The 18,556-nt window shown below is 61.1% G+C and carries 20 protein-coding genes; 7 read left to right on the top strand and 13 right to left on the bottom strand.

The window, feature by feature from the left end:
- Both V5E99_RS28070 and V5E99_RS28065 read right to left on the bottom strand, forming a co-directional pair.
- Positions 1 to 1,974: hypothetical protein (locus V5E99_RS28070; protein ID WP_499805628.1), on the bottom strand; the 1,974-nt coding region annotated here is incomplete at its 3' end.
- Positions 1,975 to 3,329: 1,355 nt separating this feature from the next.
- Positions 3,330 to 3,983, bottom strand: a complete 654-nt coding sequence (locus V5E99_RS28065; RefSeq protein ID WP_499805627.1) for a TetR/AcrR family transcriptional regulator — start codon at positions 3,981 to 3,983, stop codon at positions 3,330 to 3,332.
- 129 nt (positions 3,984 to 4,112) lie between these two features.
- Here V5E99_RS28065 and V5E99_RS28060 point away from each other — a divergent pair, with 129 nt between their 5' ends.
- The 3 genes from V5E99_RS28060 to V5E99_RS28050 all read left to right on the top strand — a co-directional run bounded on the left by V5E99_RS28060 (position 4,113) and on the right by V5E99_RS28050 (position 6,022).
- The gene (locus V5E99_RS28060) at positions 4,113 to 4,769 is read left to right on the top strand and encodes an O-methyltransferase (protein WP_499805626.1); all 657 of its coding nucleotides are present in this window, start codon (positions 4,113 to 4,115) and stop codon (positions 4,767 to 4,769) included.
- 114 nt (positions 4,770 to 4,883) lie between these two features.
- On the top strand, positions 4,884 to 5,228 hold the full coding sequence (locus V5E99_RS28055; protein ID WP_499805625.1) for a cupin domain-containing protein: 345 nt from the start codon (positions 4,884 to 4,886) through the stop codon (positions 5,226 to 5,228).
- Positions 5,229 to 5,350: 122 nt separating this feature from the next.
- Positions 5,351 to 6,022 carry a hypothetical protein gene (locus V5E99_RS28050; protein ID WP_499805624.1) on the top strand — a complete coding sequence of 224 codons (672 nt, stop codon included), beginning with the start codon at positions 5,351 to 5,353 and terminating at the stop codon, positions 6,020 to 6,022.
- A 1-nt stretch (position 6,023) separates the two neighbouring features.
- Here the strand turns inward: V5E99_RS28050 and V5E99_RS28045 are convergent, their stop codons facing one another.
- The 4 genes from V5E99_RS28045 to V5E99_RS28030 all read right to left on the bottom strand — a co-directional run bounded on the left by V5E99_RS28045 (position 6,024) and on the right by V5E99_RS28030 (position 9,317).
- On the bottom strand, positions 6,024 to 7,379 hold the full coding sequence (locus V5E99_RS28045) for an ATP-binding protein (protein WP_499805622.1): 1,356 nt from the start codon (positions 7,377 to 7,379) through the stop codon (positions 6,024 to 6,026).
- Positions 7,355 to 8,020, bottom strand: coding sequence for a response regulator transcription factor (locus V5E99_RS28040; RefSeq protein ID WP_499805621.1), 666 nt, complete (start codon positions 8,018 to 8,020; stop codon positions 7,355 to 7,357). The genes V5E99_RS28045 and V5E99_RS28040 overlap by 25 nt, the downstream gene beginning before the upstream one ends.
- Before the next feature lie 67 nt (positions 8,021 to 8,087).
- Positions 8,088 to 8,522, bottom strand: coding sequence for a hypothetical protein (locus V5E99_RS28035; RefSeq protein WP_499805620.1), 435 nt, complete (start codon positions 8,520 to 8,522; stop codon positions 8,088 to 8,090).
- 30 nt (positions 8,523 to 8,552) lie between these two features.
- Complete coding sequence (locus tag V5E99_RS28030) at positions 8,553 to 9,317, bottom strand: COG4705 family protein (RefSeq protein WP_499805619.1); 765 nt, start codon at positions 9,315 to 9,317, stop codon at positions 8,553 to 8,555.
- A gap of 164 nt (positions 9,318 to 9,481) precedes the next feature.
- On the opposite strand from V5E99_RS28030, the gene V5E99_RS28025 reads away from it, so the two are divergent.
- Entirely contained in the window at positions 9,482 to 10,261 is a 780-nt protein-coding gene (locus V5E99_RS28025; RefSeq protein ID WP_499805618.1) for a DeoR/GlpR family DNA-binding transcription regulator, read from the top strand.
- Between the two features lie 410 nt (positions 10,262 to 10,671).
- Here V5E99_RS28025 and chrA read toward each other — a convergent pair whose 3' ends face one another.
- Positions 10,672 to 12,021 carry a chromate efflux transporter gene (chrA, locus tag V5E99_RS28020; RefSeq protein WP_499805631.1) on the bottom strand — a complete coding sequence of 450 codons (1,350 nt, stop codon included), beginning with the start codon at positions 12,019 to 12,021 and terminating at the stop codon, positions 10,672 to 10,674.
- A gap of 12 nt (positions 12,022 to 12,033) precedes the next feature.
- Positions 12,034 to 12,885: a CAP domain-containing protein gene (locus tag V5E99_RS28015; protein WP_499805617.1), complete on the bottom strand. Its 852-nt coding sequence runs from the start codon at positions 12,883 to 12,885 to the stop codon at positions 12,034 to 12,036.
- Positions 12,886 to 13,038: 153 nt separating this feature from the next.
- Here V5E99_RS28015 and V5E99_RS28010 point away from each other — a divergent pair, with 153 nt between their 5' ends.
- Positions 13,039 to 13,662 carry a cell wall hydrolase gene (locus tag V5E99_RS28010; protein ID WP_499805616.1) on the top strand — a complete coding sequence of 208 codons (624 nt, stop codon included), beginning with the start codon at positions 13,039 to 13,041 and terminating at the stop codon, positions 13,660 to 13,662.
- Between the two features lie 276 nt (positions 13,663 to 13,938).
- Here the strand turns inward: V5E99_RS28010 and V5E99_RS28005 are convergent, their stop codons facing one another.
- The 5 genes from V5E99_RS28005 to V5E99_RS27985 all read right to left on the bottom strand — a co-directional run bounded on the left by V5E99_RS28005 (position 13,939) and on the right by V5E99_RS27985 (position 16,095).
- Positions 13,939 to 14,151 (bottom strand): YXWGXW repeat-containing protein, encoded by a 213-nt coding sequence (locus V5E99_RS28005; protein ID WP_499805614.1) that lies wholly within the window; start codon positions 14,149 to 14,151, stop codon positions 13,939 to 13,941.
- Between the two features lie 52 nt (positions 14,152 to 14,203).
- Entirely contained in the window at positions 14,204 to 14,677 is a 474-nt protein-coding gene (locus tag V5E99_RS28000) for a periplasmic heavy metal sensor (protein ID WP_499805612.1), read from the bottom strand.
- Positions 14,674 to 15,105, bottom strand: coding sequence for a hypothetical protein (locus V5E99_RS27995; RefSeq protein WP_499805610.1), 432 nt, complete (start codon positions 15,103 to 15,105; stop codon positions 14,674 to 14,676). The genes V5E99_RS28000 and V5E99_RS27995 overlap by 4 nt, the downstream gene beginning before the upstream one ends.
- Positions 15,102 to 15,683, bottom strand: coding sequence for an RNA polymerase sigma factor (locus tag V5E99_RS27990; protein WP_499805608.1), 582 nt, complete (start codon positions 15,681 to 15,683; stop codon positions 15,102 to 15,104). Before V5E99_RS27990 ends, V5E99_RS27995 begins: the two co-directional genes overlap by 4 nt.
- A 91-nt stretch (positions 15,684 to 15,774) precedes the next feature.
- Entirely contained in the window at positions 15,775 to 16,095 is a 321-nt protein-coding gene (locus V5E99_RS27985; protein ID WP_499805606.1) for a YXWGXW repeat-containing protein, read from the bottom strand.
- Positions 16,096 to 16,554: 459 nt separating this feature from the next.
- On the opposite strand from V5E99_RS27985, the gene V5E99_RS27980 reads away from it, so the two are divergent.
- Both V5E99_RS27980 and V5E99_RS27975 read left to right on the top strand, forming a co-directional pair.
- Positions 16,555 to 17,487: a GlxA family transcriptional regulator gene (locus V5E99_RS27980; protein WP_499805605.1), complete on the top strand. Its 933-nt coding sequence runs from the start codon at positions 16,555 to 16,557 to the stop codon at positions 17,485 to 17,487.
- 92 nt (positions 17,488 to 17,579) lie between these two features.
- Positions 17,580 to 18,554 carry a nitrilase-related carbon-nitrogen hydrolase gene (locus tag V5E99_RS27975; RefSeq protein ID WP_499805603.1) on the top strand — a complete coding sequence of 325 codons (975 nt, stop codon included), beginning with the start codon at positions 17,580 to 17,582 and terminating at the stop codon, positions 18,552 to 18,554.
- The last annotated feature ends 2 nt before the right edge of the window (positions 18,555 to 18,556 follow it).

Raw genomic sequence — 18,556 nt, 5'->3', positions numbered from 1 at the left:
ATTGAGCTCTTTCAACTGGGCCTTGTCGCCGGAATTGCCGGTGAACGTTATGCGCACCGTCACGCCGCTGGCGTAGGTCAATACCTCAATCGGGTTGGTAGCGGGTGCGACCAGCGTCGGTGGGTCCAAGTGCAGTTGCGCACTGCCCACACGCCACACCCGCTCCCGGGAAAACCGTGTCATCTCAACCCCGCGCTTACGGTAGTAATCCACCGTCACCGTGCCATTCACGTTGGGGTGGATATGCTCCGCCCGAACCAGAAAAGGCACTGGCCGGCCAGCAGTTTGATTGGTCAGCGTAAGTTCGTAAGTTGGATGCGCGCCGGTGACCGAACCGACCCAGCGCAGCCCAACGATATCCCCCGCACGGGTGTCACTCGGCACGTTGAACGGAGCGATGATGTTGGCGCCGTTTGGGGTGTTTTCCGGCAGCAGCACGTTGCCCTCGGCTTCGGTGATTTCTGGTGCATTGAAGTCGGGCGCCGCCACGCCGACGTTGAGTTCCAGCGGCAGGGATTCGCGTTCGCTGCGCGCGGCCAGGTCATCGTTGGCGACCACGTAGTAGAGCTTCAAGGTACCGCCGTCCAGCGGTGCGATCTGGCTGCCGGGCAGGTCACGGCTGATCGGCGCCGTGCCGTCGCTGTCGGCGACGATGATGCGAATTGAATAGTAGGTTTCACCACCACCGGGACGCCGGCCCTGGCAGTGGATGGTGATCAGGTCACTGGGTTTTCGACCTTCAAAATACGGAACCGAAATCGTCGCATAAGGCGAGTTGGCCGGCAGGGTGCCGCCCGGGGCCTGGGCCACGCTGGGCGCTGGCAAGCGGCTGATGTCGCCCTTCACGTTGACGCTGGCGTTTTTCGAGGGGCGGTCCGGTTCGCCGTCACGCACCCGCGCGTAGGACACCGTGGCCCAGCCCTGGGCGATGGCTTTGACGGCGGCGTTGGGGATGATGAAGTCATAATGAAACGGCACGGCGTCTACCAACTCCACCAGCGGCCCGACGACGATGGGCGAGCCTTGGGCGGGGGTGCCGGTCCAGGTCAGGCGCAGGCTGTCACCCACCTTGAAATCGGTGGTATTGGTGTAGACCCGCACCTCGACATCGTCGTTGCCTAACTGGTCCAGATCGATGTTGTTGGTGGGCCGGCCGCCCATCAGCACCAGCGGCGCATCCAGCCGATTGCCCCCCAAATCCACCAACACGTAGCTGAACGGCGCCCAGGAATCGCGCTCATCCGGGTAATTACCGACGCAATCGATGACCTGATACGTCACCACCACCCGCGAGCCATCGCCGGCCCGTTCAATGACCTCGCGAGTGAAGGTGATGACGATCGGGTTGTTCAGCGGGTCATTGACCTGCGCCTGGGTCACCGGGTAATGAATCACCTCCTGACTGCCCCAGCGGCAGACGATACGGTCAAACTCGGTCATGTGTTCATAGGGCTCGATGCGCAGTTGCACGCCCTGGTCCGCCATGCCGGCGTCGATGCCGTTGGAAATGTCGGTGAGGAAGGTGTACTGGAGGCCTGAGTGCCCCGGTTCGGGGTTGTCATCGTAGCCGCCGGGGCGGGTGGTTTTGACCAGGTAGGTCAATTTCGGCTCGGAGTCTTCCGGTGTCTGATTGCGGCGTATTACCCGATAAAACACCGGTAGCGCGTCCCCGTCCAGCACCTGGCTTTTCGCGACCCGGAGCACCACCGGCTTATCGACTTCGTCGTCTAACTGGATGGTTTTTGTGGCGACGGGCGAGGTGAGGTTTTGCCAATACAGCTGAACCTCATCGCCGATGTCCATCATCTCCCACGGCGAGATGATGCATCGCAGCCCATCCTCAAGGGCCCGAATCGGAATGCCGCCGTCATAGTTCGGTGGGTCGATCAGGGAGGTGCTGGCCGGAAATAATGGCGGGCGCAGGGCCCGAGGTTTGACGGTCATGCTGGATTCAAGTGCGGGTAAACGGGTCATGGGAACGCTCCTTTGCCGCAGGGCGGAATGGAGGTATCACACGAAAAAGGGCGGGGGTTTGGCTACTGTCAGATCTGACAGTTGCGACGAATGGTCACCGCCCATTACCCCTCTCCCCAGGCCCGACCCGGCCCCTGTAGGAGCTGCCGAAGGCTGCGATCTTTTGATCTTGCCTTTCACAATCAAGGTCAAAAGATCGCAGCCTGCGGCAGCTCCTACGGGGGAGTGTCAGGTTTCATTTTCTGTGTCAGGTCGTGATCACAACTCTGTGGCGAGAGAGCTTGTGGGAACGCCGGGAGCCATCCCGCGCCGTCTGGTTTTGCGGCCGCTCCTACGCCGACCGCGTTCACTCGACTTAACGCGATTCCGGTAGGAACTGCCGAAGGCTGCGATCTTTTGATCTTGCCTTGCACAATCAAGGTCAAAAGGTCGCAGCCTGCGGCAGCTCCTACGGGGGAGTGTCCGGTTTCTATTTTCTGTGTCAGGTCGTGATTACAACCTGTGGCGAGAGGACTTGTCGGAACGCCGGGAGCAATCCCGCGCCGTCTGGTTTTGCGGCCGCTCCTACGCCGACCGCGGTCACTCGACTTAACGCGACTCCTGTAGGAGCTGCCGCAGGCTGCGATCTTTTGATCTTGCCTTTCACAATCAGGATCAAAAGATCGCAGCCTGCGGCAGCTCCTACGGGGGAGTGTCCGGTTTCTATTTCTGTGTCAGGTCGTGATTACAGCTCTGTGGCGAGAGGGCTTGTCGGAACGCCGGGAGCAATCCCGCGCCGTCTGGTTTTGCGGCCGCTCCTACGCCGACCGTGTTCACTCGACTTAACGCGATCCCTGTAGGAGCTGCCGAAGGCTGCGATCTTTTGATTTTGCCTTTCACAATCAGGATCAAAAGATCGCAGCCTTCGGCAGCTCCTACGGGGGGAGTGTCCGGTTTCCATTTTCTGTGTCAGGTCGTGATTACAACTCTGTGGCGAGAGGGCTTGTCGGAACGCCGGGAGCAATCCCGCGCCGTCTGGTTTTGCGGCCGCTCCTACGCCTACCGTGTTCACTCGACTTAACTCGATCCCTGTAGGAGCTGCCGAAGGCTGCGATCTTTTGATTTTGCCTTTCACAATCAGGATCAAAAGATCGCAGCCTTCGGCAGCTCCTACGGGGGAGTGTCCGGTTTCCATTTTCTGTGTCAGGTCGTGATTACAACTCTGTGGCGAGAGGGCTTGTCGGAACGCCGGGAGCAAATCCCGCGCCGTCTGGTTTTGCGGCCGTTCCTACGCCGACCGGTATCTCAGGCGACATTGATTTTGACTGTGCCGACGCCTTCGCGAGCAAGCTTTGCTCCTACGAGGATTGCGGCGGTCAAACCCTCGACTGATCGGCATTGTGCAGGTTGAGTGCCCTGATGTAGGCGCAAAACATATCCGCCATGGCATCGGAGTACACAGCAATGTCGTCATGGGTACGCGGACTCCCCGAGAAAGACTTCCCCACCGAACTCAGCGTGGTGGAGATCAAGTCGCAAGCCAACGCGCGCGCTTCTTCGCCCGCTTCGGGCAACGCTTCAAGGATAAAGTCCTGAAAAATCTGTTGTCCCGCCGCTCGAACCTCATGGGCCTCGGGCGCATCACGGTAGAGGGGCGCGGCGTCGCTGAGCGCGACTCGCATCTGGGCCTCTTCGCACTCTGAGTGAATGAAGGCATGGACCAGCGTGCGAAGCCGCTCAAGCGGCGGTTTACCCGCGTCCTCCAGAATCCCGCGCAGCATTTGCGTGGTCTGCTGCCATTCATCGCTCTGCAGCCGGAACAGGATCGCGGCCTTGTTCGGAAAGTATTGGTACACCGAGCCGATGCTGACGCCGGCCTTTTCCGCCACTCGGGCAGTGGTGAAACGCGCCGCGCCTTCCTTGGCCAAAACCTGAATAGCCGCCTCCAGGATCGCCGCCACCAGTTCGGTTGATCGGGCCTGCTGGGGCTGTTTGCGTGAGGAAATCTGCGAGGTCTGGCGGGTGGTCATGGGGGCTGCGGGCCTCGGGGCGAATGCGAATAGCGAATGTGACGAATGGCTCGCATAATTTTAATGCGACGGATTAGTCGCATCTTAGCCCCGCGCCAACAGGCGCTCAACTTTCAAACGGAAGCTCCCATGACCACCATCACCTCGGCCCCGCTGGCCCCACTGATTGAACGCCTGTACGCACAAGCCAATGCCGCGACCAGTCCGGTTTTCAGTGACTTTTCCAATGAGGAACGCGAGCGCCTGATGCGCAGCAAGACCGACTACCTTGAACTCTATGGGCTGCTCAAAGACATGTGGCTGCCCGTATCGCGCGACACCGGCAAGCTGCTGTACATGCTGGCGCGCAGTTCAAAGGCGCGGGCCATCGTCGAATTTGGCACCTCGTTCGGCCTTTCAACGTTGCACCTGGCCGCTGCATTGCGGGACAACGGCGGCGGAATCCTGATAGGCAGTGAATTCGAATCGTCGAAGGTCGCCCTGGCCCGCCAACACCTTATCGAAGGCGGGGTCAGCGACCTGGTGGAAATCCGCGAGGGCGATGCACTCACTACCCTGGCAACCGACCTGCCCGAGGCCATCGATTTGCTGTTGCTCGATGGCGCCAAAGCCCTGTATGGCGACGTCCTGAGCCTGGTGGAGAGTCGCCTCAAGCCCGGCGCGTGGGTGGTGGCCGACAACTCCGATTACTGTCCGGAATACCTGGCCTATGTGCGTTCGCCAGCAAACGGCTACCTGTCCGTGCCGTTCGGGGAAGACGTTGAACTGTCAGTGCGTTTGGGCTGACACCCATCACTCGAGGATTTAACCCGCAATCGACCTTTTGTCGCCTCCCCACCGGCCACGCCTTTTAGGGTCTCTACTTCTAACTAGACTTTGTAGCTATACGTGGAGCGCGCCATGAGCATCGAGCCGGCGGCACCTGAAACGAAAGGCGTTACGGTGAAGTTGCTGGCAACGATTGACCTCGGTCCCGAGATCGAGGGCATGGCGGGGCGCCAACTCAGAATGCGCAGGGTGACCATCGAGCCCGGAGGCGTCTTCGGGCCGGTGCACAACCACATCGACAGACCCGGCACCGTCTACATATTGCAAGGAACGATCACGGACCATCGCAATGGCGTTGCCACGGATTACGGGCCGGGATTGGGTTGGCCCGAGGACAGGAACACCACCCACTGGCTTGAAAACAGAGGCTCGGAGGTGGCGGTGGAGATCTCGGTGGATATTGTCAGGCAGGCCTGAACACCGGGCTTTCCTGACCATTCGTTCAATCGATAGTCATCATCAAAAAATGCGAGTTCTGTTTTTTCCTCAACGGAGGAGGATAGCGACATACCGATTTCGCTTTTGAAGGAACCTGCGCGATGAGAATCTCAACTGTTTTGGCCCTTGTCGCCGTGCTCACCGGTGGTTTCGCCGCCACCGCCCCGGCTTACGCCGCCGACCCACAAGCCTGTCATTTCCTGCCGATGGGCGACAGCAGCGCCGAGCTGAAGCACTCCCAATCGGTGGGTGTGCTTTACAGCGAAAACACCGTCAACACCCTTGAATACCTTGAGCGTTACCACGAGGTGGCGGTGAATGGTAGCAAGAACCCTGCGCTCGATTCGCGGATCAGCAACGCGTTCGTCAACAGCTCCGATCCGACACTGGCGATCAACTGGTTGAAGGGTTCGTTACAGAAAGAATTCTCCTCGGTCACTGTCTACGACAACCTCGACGCGCTGGTGCAAGCGCACCCGGACGTGGTGGTGATGCTCGACACCTACAGCCGTCTGGTCAGCAAGCGCAACAACCAGGTTGAAGCGCGGTTCATGGCTAAGTTCTACGATTCGAACCTGCAATACATCGGCAAGGCTGAAGGCTCCCGTGCACAGCAGATGCCTTCGGTATGGGTTCACGGTAAAGCGGCGCCGGAGATTGCCGCGCAGATCGATCAGCAAACCGAGCTGCAAGTGAATGCCTTGAAACAGTTCGACGCGTCGCTCAAAGCGCTGGTGACTTCAGGCAATACAGCTCGGGTGGCAACCAACTGATCTACTTCTCGACGATGGGTAACCACACCGACACCCGCAGCCCGCGCTGCTCAGTGGCGTCGGCATACCCCAGCTCAACCCGTGCGCCATTGCGTTGTGCAATCGCCTTGACGATGGACAGTCCCAGCCCGGACCCAGCCTCGTCAGTCCCCAGGCTGCGATAAAACGGATCGAATACCCGCTCTCGCTCCTCCGGCGCAATCCCTGGCCCCGAATCCTTGATTTGCAACAGCGCCGCGCCGTGTTCGGTGGTCACTGAAAGGTCGATCCGGCCACCCGACGGCGTGTAGCGAATTGCGTTGTCCACCAGGTTCTTGACCAGTGTCAGCAGGTCCGTTTCGTTGATCAGCACCTGCACGTCTTGCGTGCTTTCGACGCCAATGTCGAGGTGTTTGATCTCGGCCAGCGGCAGCAGATCCTCCAGCACCTGTCGATAAACGGCATGCACCGAAACCGACGAGGTCGGCGCGCCGCTGTCGGAGTGTGCCTTGGCCAGGGTCAGCAGTTGATCGATCAGGTTGCGGCCGCGCTCGATGCCCCGGCGCAGTGGCACCAGACGCTCATGGGCCACGGGTGACATGTCGGCGGCCGCCAGGCGTTCGGCTTGCAAGGAGAGGGCGGTCAGCGGAGATCGAAGTTCGTGGGCCGCATCGGCGACAAAGCGGCGCTGGGTTTCCATGGCACTCGCCACGCGTGCGAGCAAGCGATTGATCGCCACCACAAAGGGCCGGATTTCGGTCGGCAAATGGTTTTCGTCGATCGGATGCAGTTCCTGTTCGGCGCGTTGGTCGATCTCGCGAGACAGGGCCGCGATGGGGCGAAACAGCTTGCGCACCAGATCGCCAACCACCAGCAACAACACCGGGAATAAAACCAGAAAGGGCAGCAGGCTGCGCCAGGCGCTTTCCCGGGCATCCTTGTCGCGGGCGCCGGTTTCCTGGGCGACGGCGATGCGTTCGCCACGGGCGGTGGTCCGGACCAGTACACGAAAGGCTTCGCCGCCGACGTTCAGCGTGGACAAGCCGTCGGCCAGGGTTGTCGGGAAGGGCAGCGGCGTTGCGTCATCATCGGTTCCGGAGGCTTGGCTGCCGTCGGCCAGGTACTGAATCGTCAGCCTGGATTCTTCATCGTCGCCGGTGATCGTTTTGCCTTGCGGATACTTCAGGGTCATGTGCTGGCGATCAAACAACACAGCCACCTGGCGCAACGTGTCGTCCTGCATTTCATGGGCTTCGTCGAACGCGGAGACGAAGGCGAAGATGCCAGCCACTATCGCCACGATCAGGATCGCCAGCGACAGGGTCACGGACAGCCTGAGTTGCACCGATTCACTCAAGCGTTTTTTGAAACCATCCATCCCATACCCCTGACGTTCTTGATGACGTGGCTGCCCAACTTGCGCCGCAGCGCATGGATCAAAAACTCCACAGCGTTGCTTTCCACTTCGTTGCCCCAGCCATAGAGGCGGTCTTCGAGCTCGCTGCGCGAGAGGATCGCGCCCGGTCGGATCAGCAATGCCTGCAACAGCGCGAACTCGCGGGCCGAGAGCTGGACACCGGGAGACTCAGCGGTCGAGGCTTCTTTGGAAACCAGGTCCAGCGACACCACGCCGTTGTCGAGCACAGACAGGGCCGTGCCGCCCTTGCGCCTTAAAACCGCACGCATCCGCGCCAGCAACTCGGCGATGTCGAAGGGCTTGAGCAGGTAGTCGTCGGCGCCACCATCGAGGCCACGCAGTCGGTCGTCGAGGCTGTCCCGGGCCGTGATGATCAGCAACGGCACCGGGTTATTGTTGGCGCGAATGCGGGCCAACACCTCCAGGCCATCCTTGCCGGGCAGGCCGAGGTCGAGCAGCACCAAGTCGTAGTGTTGTGTTTCCAGTGCCGACAGGGCGGTGAGGCCGCTCTTCACCCAATCGGCGGCGTAACCCGCGTCGTTCAGCGCACCGTGGATCGCATCGCCAATCATCGGGTCGTCTTCGACCAGCAATATCCGCATGTCTCGCTCCGAAAAAAAGGCGCGAGGGTCATGACCCTCGCGCCTGTATTGAAGCACCTGTGCCCGCTTACTGCTTCCCTTTCATCGAGTCGAACGCCTTCATCAGCTCCGCCATCATGGCTTGGCAGTCCGCCTGTTGCGGCTTGTTGGCACGCAAGGCGTCGAGGGCGCGGTCGATGGCTTTATCGACAACATGCCAGTCGCTCGCGGCGCGGGGCTTGAGCCCGGCTTCAGCCGAATCCCAGCTCGTTTCCAGGTCCTTGATCCGCGTTTTCGCAGCCGGCAGATCATTTTTGTCGACGAGGCCGGCAACGTCGGCGGCGATGCTGCGGAACTCGGACAAGTCGCCCAGTTTAGAGCCTGAGCCCTGGGTCATTTCCACCGCCGAGGTCGTGCCCGCCTTGGGCTTGTCCGCCGGTTTCGAGCAACCGGTGGCGATGCTCAGCATGAAAATGGCCGAGACGATGCAAACGTGACGAATAAGGTTTTGAACGCGCTGCATAAGTGATTCCTTGAGTGGCTTTTGAACGGGTTATTGAGTGATGGTTTTGCGATTGCCAACGCTGATTTGCGCCACGGCCACCAGGATGACGATGACGCACAGGAACAGCGCGCTGGTCCAGGTAGCGCCCATGCCGAGGCCGCCATAGGTTTTGGCTTGGGTCAGCAAGTCGCCCAGAGACGCGCCGAACGGGCGGGTCAGGATGTAGGCGATCCAGAAGGTCAGCACCACATTGCCGCCCATGCGCCAGGCCAGCAGGGTGGCGGCGATCAGCGCGCCGAAAATCACGGCGCCGACGGTGAATCCAAGACCCAGTGCTTCAGTGGCCAGGTCACCCGCCGCCGTGCCGAGGGCAAAGGTGCAGAGCACGGTGGCCCAATAGAACAACTCGCGGCGTGGGGTGACGATCTCGCGGATCGACAGGCTGTTTTCCACTCGGTACCAGACCCAAAAGTTGACCGCCAGCAGTACCGAAAAAATCGCTGTGCTGGTGTACAGGCTGACGTCGAGCTTGTCGGTCAGGATGTCGGTGATCTGTGTGCCGACGATGCTCACCAGCACCACGGTCAGCCAATAGATCCAAGGGGTGTAGGCCTTGGTGCGCAGTTGACAGAACAATGCGATGGCCAACAGGGCGGCCATGCCGATGCTGGTCCAGCCCGCGCCGAAGCCGGCATCGACGGCGAGAAAGTCGGCGCCGGTTTCGCCCACGGTCGTGGACATGATCTTGATCACCCAGAATGACAGCGTGACCTCGGGGACTTTGTTGAGCCAGCCGGCTAGCGTCGGGTTCATGTGGGGTGTCTCTCCTGAGCAAGTGCTTTAAGTGCGTGAGGGAGAGGCTACGGGCCGAAACTTAGCCGGGACTGAGGAGCGGGAAATAAATCGGCAAAACGCTCGATTGAGTTTAAGCCGCGTTTTGGCTAATCTCGCACAAACCCGCAAAAACAGGCATAAGCATGCATTCTGTCCTTGAGCTTCCTTCCCTGCGCCGGCAAAAAATCCTCTTGATCCTGGAACGTGACGGCAAGGTCATGGCCTCCGAGCTCAGCCAGCATTTCGCCGTGTCCGAAGACACCATCCGCCGCGACCTGGCGGAGCTGGACAGCGCCGGTCTGGTGCAGCGGGTGCACGGTGGGGCGCTGCCGCGACCCAAGGACACCGGCAAGGACTTTCTCACCCGGGTCAACGAAACCGATGAGGTGAAAACCCGCCTCGCACAACTCGCGGCGCAGCGGGTGCAGGACGGCCAGATTGTGCTGTTCGATTCCGGCTCGACGACGCTGCAAATCGCCCGCTCGCTGCCAGCGGACATCGCCATCACGGCGGTCACGGCCTCGCCAATGATCGCGATTGCGCTGGCGGCCTACAAAGGTATTAAGGTGATTCTGGCCGGCGGCCAGCTCAACCCGGCGACGATGTGCGCCAGTGGGCATGAAACCCTGCGCCTGCTCCAGGGCATCAAGGCTGACCTGCTGTTCACCGGCGTCTGCGCGATTCATCCGGACGTGGGCATCAGCTCCCTGCATTTCGATGAAGTGCCAGTGAAAGCGGCGATGCTCGAAAGCGCCGCCCACGTGGTGGCGGTTACCATGGCGGACAAACTGGGCGCGGTGGAGCCTTTTGTGGTCGCGCCGTGTGAGCGCATCCATACGCTGATCACCGAGCGTCAGGTGGCGCTGGAGATTCTTGAGGGTTATCGCCAGTTAGGGATTGAAGTCGTCCAGTCGGACGTATGACCCGCCTGCTCCCGTCGGACTGCGAAGCAGTCCCAAAACCGGAAAAAACCGTAAACGCTTCCCGTAGGAGCTGCCGAAGGCTGCGATCTTTTGATCTTTCTTTGGTGCGAGTCCTGAAGATCAAAAGATCGCAGCCTTCGGCAGCTCCTACATCGAGTCGGTACACTCGGAGAAATGGCTGCCTTCGCGGGCAAGCCTCGCTCCCACAGGGGATTTGTGACAGGCACAGAAGGTAGGTCACAGGGAGACCAACTGTGGGAGCGGGCTTGCTCGCGAAGAACGATAACGCGGTCTACCTGATGAACACCGACTGTAGCGAGGGAGGCCGCAAGCCCAGGTGAAACACGCGTCGAACTGAGGACGTGCCCCGGCGTCCATGCCTTTGAGGTGTGGACGCTGTGGGTGATCCGCTACCGCAGTAAATGCACCGCCAACCCGACCAGCCCACAACCGATCAACACCTCGATCACCCCGCGCTTGAAGCGAAACAAGGCAATCGCCGCCGCAATCGCAATCAGTAACGACGGCCAGTCGAGGTAACCGCTCAAGCCGCTCGGCCAGAGCACGTGGTAGCCGAAGAAACACGCCAGGTTGAGGATCACCCCGACCACCGCTGCGGTAATCGCGGTCAGTGGCGCGGTGAACTTCAGTTCGTTGTGGGTTGATTCCACCAGCGGCCCGCCGGCGAGGATGAACAGGAATGAAGGCAGGAAGGTGAACCAGGTCACCAGCGTGGCGGCGAGGGCGCCGGCCAGGAATAGGTGGTCTGCACCGAACACTTGTTGCACATAGCCGCCGACAAAGCCGACGAACGCCACCACCATGATCAACGGTCCGGGGGTGGTTTCGCCCAACGCGAGGCCGTCGATCATTTGCGTCGGCGTCAGCCAGCCATAGTGGCCGACCGCGCCCTGATACACGTAGGGCAGCACGGCGTAGGCACCGCCAAACGTCAGCAATGCGGCTTTGGTGAAGAACCAACCCATCTGGGTGAAGGTGCCGTCCCAGCCGAAAAGTGCGGTGAGCGCAGCCATCGGCACTAGCCACAAGATGGCGCCAATCAGGGCCAGGCGCAGCAGTTTTGTGGCGCTGAAGCGTGCATGTTCAGGCGTTGGCGTGTCGTCATCGATCAGCGCCGGGCCGTAGGATTTGTTTGCTGCGCGATGGGCGCCGTTGCTGAACTTCTCTGGAGCGAATCGTCCACCGAAGTAGCCGATCACCGCAGCCCCCAGCACGATCAACGGAAATGGCACGTTGAAGGCGAAAATCGCCGCGAACGATGCGGCTGCGATCCCCCATAGCCAGTTGTTCTTCAGGGCCCGCGAGCCGATTCGATGGGCGGCTTGCAGCACAATCGCGGTCACCGCCGGTTTGATTCCATAAAACAACCCGGCCACCACCGGCACGTCGCCGAAGGCGATGTACAGCCACGACAACCCGATCAGGATGAACAGCGACGGCAACACAAACAGCCCGCCAGCGATCACGCCGCCCCAGGTCCGGTGCATCAGCCAGCCGATGTAGGTTGCCAGTTGCTGCGCTTCGGGGCCGGGCAACAACATGCAGTAGTTGAGCGCGTGCAGAAAGCGCCGCTCCGAGATCCAGCGCCGACGCTCGACCAGTTCCTGGTGCATGATCGAAATCTGCCCGGCCGGGCCACCGAAACTGATAAAGCCGAGCTTGAGCCAAAACACAAAGGCTTCGCGTAGGGGAATGGCCTGGGGTTTTGATTGCGCCGGCTCGGTGGCGGAGTAGGGCATGTTGCTCATGAATCACGGCGTCCCGAACATCGCGGTCCAGTAAATCCCCGCGTCACTCTTCGGGTCCACGGCATACGCGGCGCCCAGTTCGCGGAACTGCGGGTTCATCAGGTTGGCGCAATGTCCCGGGCTGCCGAGCCAGCCATCGACGACTTTGCGCGTGGTGTCTTGCCCGGCGGCAATGTTTTCGCCGATCTGCTGGTAGCTGTAGCCGGCCAGTTCGGCCCGGTCGCCGGGTGTGCCGCCCGTGCGGTCCTTGTGATCGAAGTAATTGTTGTTGGCCATGTCGCGGCTGTGGGCTTCGGCGGCGGTCCCCAGCGTGGCGTTCCAGGCCAGCGGCGTGGTCGCGGCAAACGGTTGGCCACCGCACTGACGCGGTTGGGCTCGGGCGGCGTTGAGCAGTTCCAGGAGTTTTTGGCCTTCGACCTGCGCGTCGGCCAAGCGCCCGCTCAGCAGCGGACGGGCGAGCACGATGCGCCATTCGCTGCCGGCGCGGCTGACCCCGACATCGATGAATTGCGGGTTCAGCACCACTTGGCAGAAACTCTCCTGCACCGCCTTCATGGCCGACTGCGCATCGCGCGGCCCGGACAGGGTGATGGCCTGTACATTAACCATCGGATAGCCCGCACGGGCCATCGACTGTTGCAGGTCAACGAAGCCGTTGGCGGGCAGGATCAGGCGCGGGTCGGCGGCCAGTGGTGGCAACTCGGGCGAGGCCTGGCCGCCGCAACGCTGCACCTGGCTGCGGTAAGTGTTGATCGACTGGACCAGTTCGCTCTCGTCGGTAGCCTGGGCAGAGGTGGCGAACACCAGGCCCGACGACAACGCAGCAACATACAAAACGGATGATAGAACGCGCATGAAAATCCCCCTTGAACGGACTGCGCCCATGATGCGCGATTTCGTCCGGTTCAGGGCAGGGGCTTTTTGCAGTTTTTGGGGCCTTTGAGGGCGTGATTTGCCGACTACAATGAAGCGAAGTCGCCCGCCGACGCCCTACAGAGTCTGCCCATCATGCGCTTTCCGTGGATAGCCACCTGCCTCGCCATCACCCTGTTCGCCGGCCAGGTCATCGCTGATGATCAGGAGCAAAAAAAAGAAGTCGCCGTGGACAAGGCCCAGGTCCTGGAGCAGAAAGCCGCCGATAAGGGCGCTGAGGCTCCGGCGCCGAAAAAAGCCGAGACAATCACGCAATCCGAAGTCCAGGCGGTCGACCCGGCCGGCACCGCGCCGCTGGACGAAGCCATCACCTGCCTGGCCCGCAGTATTTACTGGGAAGCCAAAGGCAAGGATGCCGCCGACATGGAAGCCGTTGCCAACGTGGTGATGAATCGCTTGGGCCACGAAGGCTTTCCGGACACGGTGTGCGGGGTGGTCAAGCAGGGCTCGGAAAAGCATGCCTGCCAGTTTTCCTGGTGGTGTGACGGCAAACCGGACACGGCCCAGGAAGAGACGCCTTACGCGATGGCCAAGGAAATCGCCCGAAAGGCGTTGAACAAACAGCTACCGGATGCGACCCACGGCGCGATGTATTTTCATGACAAAACGGTGAAACCGGATTGGGCGCATGAATACATCAAGACTGCGCAGATCGGGCTGTTCACGTTCTACAAACCCCATGACGGGTCGGCGAAGTAGGTCAGGCGTGACCCAATGCAATGGCAAAGGACACCACGATCATGCACGCGATCGCCAGATTGATATTCATGAGGGGTTCGTCCGGACTGTCAGAAGTGTTGCCATCCTGAACAGGTCAAGGCGAATTGAAAAATTCGCTTTGGTGATTTTTATGATCGAAAGAAATGATGGGTTGAAGGGCAAGATCAAAAGATCGCATGCATCCGTGATCCAGGGGCATACACGATCCCTGTAGGAGCTGCCGAAGGCTGCGATCTTTTGATTCTCAGCCTCTACTCAATAACCCCGCCAATGCCCCGGCACCCACATCCACTGGTTATGCCCCCAACGATAATGCCCGGCCACCCAGTGATAACCCGGTGCAGGCATGACCGGGACGACTTCAACCAGCGGTGGTGGCCGGTGCGGGCGTACCGGTTCGACGATGCAGCCTGAGAGTGTGATCGCCATGAGACTGGCGATCACGGTGGTCTTGAATACTCGTGACATCAATGAGTTCCTTGATTCATAGAGCCGGCACCTGGATGGCGGGCTCACGGGCTTAATTTTTATTGGCGGCCTTACCTTTGGCGTTACCTCGCGCATACAGCGAGTCGGCGAGGGTTTGCCGCTCTTGGGTCGGTAACGTGGCGGCGAAGTCCGCGAGGTTGGCGTCGACCTTGGCCCGCAACGCGATGTCCGCGTCCCGGGCCTTGGCCAGATCGCTGTCCAGCGCCGCGCGGTCGAGCGTCGGCGCCTGGAGCTGACGCACCACGTCGAGCCGGGCCTCGCGGCTGGCGGCGATCAGCGACTGATTGTCGTCACGGGTCTGGCGCAGCAATTGGCGCAGTTGATGACGTTTGGCGGGCGGCAACTGCATCATCACCTGACGCACGCCATGTTGCGGCAACACCAGTGCGGGTCTGGCCTGGCTGTGCCATTGATAGAAGCCGCCGACCGCGCCGCCGATCAGGAACACATTGAGCACCAGCGACACCGCCAGCAGGGCTTTGAAATGCTTGGGTGGCTGGCTCACTGGTCACTCTCCTCGGCGTTGATACTCAGGACGATGTCGGCATCGCTCTGCTCAAAGATGCTGGGCAGGGTTTCGGACGCGGACGGCAGCGGCAGGCTCAGTGAAACCACCAGCATCCCCGCCGCAATACCGGCCAGACCGGCGCCGACAAAACCAAGGCGAGACAACCAGCCAGGATGCCGGCCCCAAAAGGATGGCGCGGGCACCGGGGCCGAGGCGACGATGCGTCGGATCAGTTCCGGCGTTGGCGCCAGCACTTTGTGGCTGTCGAGCAAGCCGTCGAGCCAGCGTGCTTCATTCAGCGCTTCAACCAGCTCGGGATTACCCTCGGCCAGCAACGCCTGGGCGCCGGCGCGCTCGGTGGCGGGCCAGCGTTGCAGGTCGGCGCCGTAGGCGTCGGCCAGGTGAGTGAACCGTTCGGGCGTCATCGTTTTCCCCTCCTTAGGAGCGCTGGGTCGTGGGCATCGACCAGATGAGTGCGCAGGTTGCGCCGCGCCCGCGACAGCAGGCTTTCCAGTGCATCGACGGTAATGTTCATCAGCGCCGCCGCCTCGATGTTCGACAGTTCCTGGTAGTACACCAACACGATGGCTTCGCGCTGACGGTCGGGTAGCGCGGCCAATGCCGCGTCCATCAATTCGCTGCGGGCGCTGGCTTCCAGTTGCTCTTGCGGCAGCGGCGCAGGGTCCACCGACTCGGGTAACTCGTCGTTGTCCGCCAGCGGTTGTTCCTTGCGGCTGCGCAAGCGGTCGTAGCACAAATTGAGCACGACCCGATGCAGCCAGGTGTCAAACCGCGCCTGTCCACTGCGCCAGTTCGCGGCTTGTTTCCAGATCCGCAGAAAGCTTTCCTGGGCCACGTCCTTGGCTTCCTCGGCATCGCCCAGCAAGCGACTGGCGAGTGCCAGCAACCGGGGCAGCTTGCGCGACACCATCTCGTTCACGGCCTGGGTCTCGTGGTTGCCGATACGGGCCAGCAACTCGACGTCCGGATCAGTTTCGTTCAAATGGCAGGTCTCGGTCCGGTGGCAGGATCAGCGTGTGCCGGGCAGGGAAGGGGACGAACCCGGTTCGTCCCGTGCCGTGTCAGCCGTGGGCTCAACGGACCCAATGCCCTTCGATCCAGTACCAGTTCGGCCCACGCGCCTGCCAGTGCCCCGGCATCCAGCGGGCGTTGTGCCGCATCGGTTGCCAATGCCCGGGCGCCCAGACATAACCACGACCATCCCAGCGCCAGTGACCGTTATCCCAGGCATAACCGGGTCGGGCCATGGGCACCGGCTCCATGCGCATGGGCGGCGGCGCCTGGCGAATGATGATCTCGGGCTGAGCAAACACCGGCGTGCTCGCCAGCGCGGCCAGCGCCAGGGGGACGAGCAACAAATGCCGCAACTTGATCAGGGGGCGCACAACGTTCATGACAACTCCTCAGGCATCCGAAAGTGGATGTTGCTGATGAGTTGAACGCCAGATCGAGGAAAGATCCGTCGCGGCCAATATGAAATTTTTTTCAGGTTGGGCGACGACGGAAATTCGAGGGTGCCACGTTCAATCAATAACCGCCCACACAGCGTTTGTACGGGTAGTTACCATTGAGCCATGAGGATTCGACCATGTCCCGCCGTTTGAAATTACTTGCCTGCGTAGCCGTATTCCTGACCTTGAATGGCTGTGTCTTCGTCGGTCATCCGCACCGTTGCTGCTGGCGGTATGACGCTGTCGAAGTGCGTTGAATCAAATGAGTTGAGTGAGCTGAAGGTGTGGCGAGCGAGCTCCCTCGCCACACAAGCACGCAACGGCAGCGATGAGTGTACAGTGCAGATCAGGCCGGCCTGAAAACCCTTAAGGCCACCTTTCCGGTCAAAAGAGGCTGCCGCCATGCACACCATCGGACTCATCGTGTACCCCGGTTTCCAGGTGTTGGGCCTGGCGATGTGCGCCACCTTCGAACTGGCGAACAGCGTCGCCGATGAACCGTTCTACCGCATTGCCTTGCTCTCCGAACAGGGCGGGGCGGTACAGACGTCGGCCGGGTTTGGTGTTGAAACCACGGCGTTCGATCAACGATCCTTCGATACCTTGCTGGTGATGGGCGACAACCTGATCCGGCCGGTATCGCCCGGCCTGGTGGATTTCCTGCGCCACGCCAGCCTGACCACCCGGCGCCTGGGCTCGATCTGCACCGGCGCCATCGCCCTGGCCGAGGCCGGTTTGCTCGATGGCCGGCGGGCGACCACACACTGGTGCCACGCCCGGGCCTTGCAGCAGGCGTACCCGAAGGTCATCGTCGAAGAGGACCGGATCTTCATCAACGACGGCAATGTCTGGACCGCGGCGGGCATGAGTGCTTGCGTCGATCTGGCCCTGGCCCTGGTGGAAAAGGACCTGGGCGCGGAGATCGCCCGGCTGGTGGCGCGGCAACTGGTGGTGTATCACCGGCGTGCGGGTGGCCAGTCGCAGTTTTCGGTGATGCTCGAACTCGAACCCCGGAGCGACCGCATCCAGGCAGCGCTGACCTATGCCAAGCACAACCTCAAGTCCGCGCTGTCGGTGGAAGAACTGGCAGGCGCAGCCCATCTCAGCCCTCGGCAGTTCAGCCGGGTGTTCCATGCCGAAACCGGCCAGTCACCGGCCAAAGCCGTGGAAAACCTGCGGGTCGAAGCGGCGCGGTTGATGATGGAAACCGGGCGACATTCCATTGATGTGGTGGCCACCGACACCGGTTTTGGTGATCGCGAGCGTATGCGTCGGGCATTTATCCGTGCGTTCGGGCAGCCACCCCAAGTGATTCAGCGAGCCAATCGCGCATGACCTAAAAGGTGGTGTATTCGGCATTTAAGACAAAATATGATTGCCGTAATCTGGACCTCGTTGAAGCCCAATCCCTCAATGAGATCGCCACCATGTCCTTCGTCAAAGCCGCCGCCGTCCAGATCAGCCCGGTCCTTTACAGCCGTGAAGGCACCGTCAATAAAGTCGTGCAGAAGATTCTCGAACTCGGTGACAAAGGCGTGCAGTTCGCCGTGTTCCCGGAAACCATCGTGCCGTACTACCCGTACTTTTCCTTCGTCCAGTCGCCGTTTGAAATGGGTGCCGAGCACTACAAATTGCTGGATCAAGCCGTGACCGTTCCTTCCGCGACGACCGATGCCATCGGTGCCGCCGCGAAGCAGGCCAACATGGTCGTGTCCATTGGCGTCAACGAACGTGACGGCGGCACGCTGTACAACGCGCAGTTGCTGTTCGATGCCGACGGCACCCTGATTCAGCATCGCCGCAAGATTTCCCCGACCTACCACGAACGGATGATCTGGGGCATGGGCGACGGCTCCGGCCTGCGTGCCACCGACAGTGCCGTGGGGCGCATCGGCCAACTGGCCTGCTGGGAACATTACAACCCGCTGGCCCGTTATGCCTTGATGGCCGACGGCGAACAGATCCACGCCTCAATGTACCCCGGCTCGTTCGCCGGCCCGCTGTTCACCTCGCAAATGGAGGTCAACATCCGCCAGCACGCGCTGGAGTCGGCGTGCTTCGTGGTCAACTCCACGGCCTGGCTCAACCCCGAGCAGCAAGCGCAAATCATGGCCGACACCGGTTGCCCGATCGAACCGATTTCCGGCGGTTGTTTTACCGCGATCATCAGCCCCGACGGTGAGGTGCTCGGCTCCCTGCAAGAGGGCGAAGGCGAGGTGATCGTCGACCTCGATATGTTCCTGATCGACAAGCGCAAACGCATGATGGACACCCGGGGCCACTACAGTCGCCCGGAATTGCTGAGTTTGCTGATCGACCGCACGCCGACGGCTCATGTGCATGAGCGCAGTGCGCATCCGAAACTCGCAGCGAACGAAACCCCGGAAGAAGTCAGTCGCTGATT

Origin of the sequence: Janthinobacterium sp. LPB2021202312-11-4 (genome assembly GCF_037049705.1) — a bacterium.
Lineage (GTDB): Bacteria > Pseudomonadota > Gammaproteobacteria > Pseudomonadales > Pseudomonadaceae > Aquipseudomonas.
The sequence above is the reverse complement of the archived record's forward strand: the minus strand, read 5'-3'. Positions and strand labels throughout refer to the sequence as shown.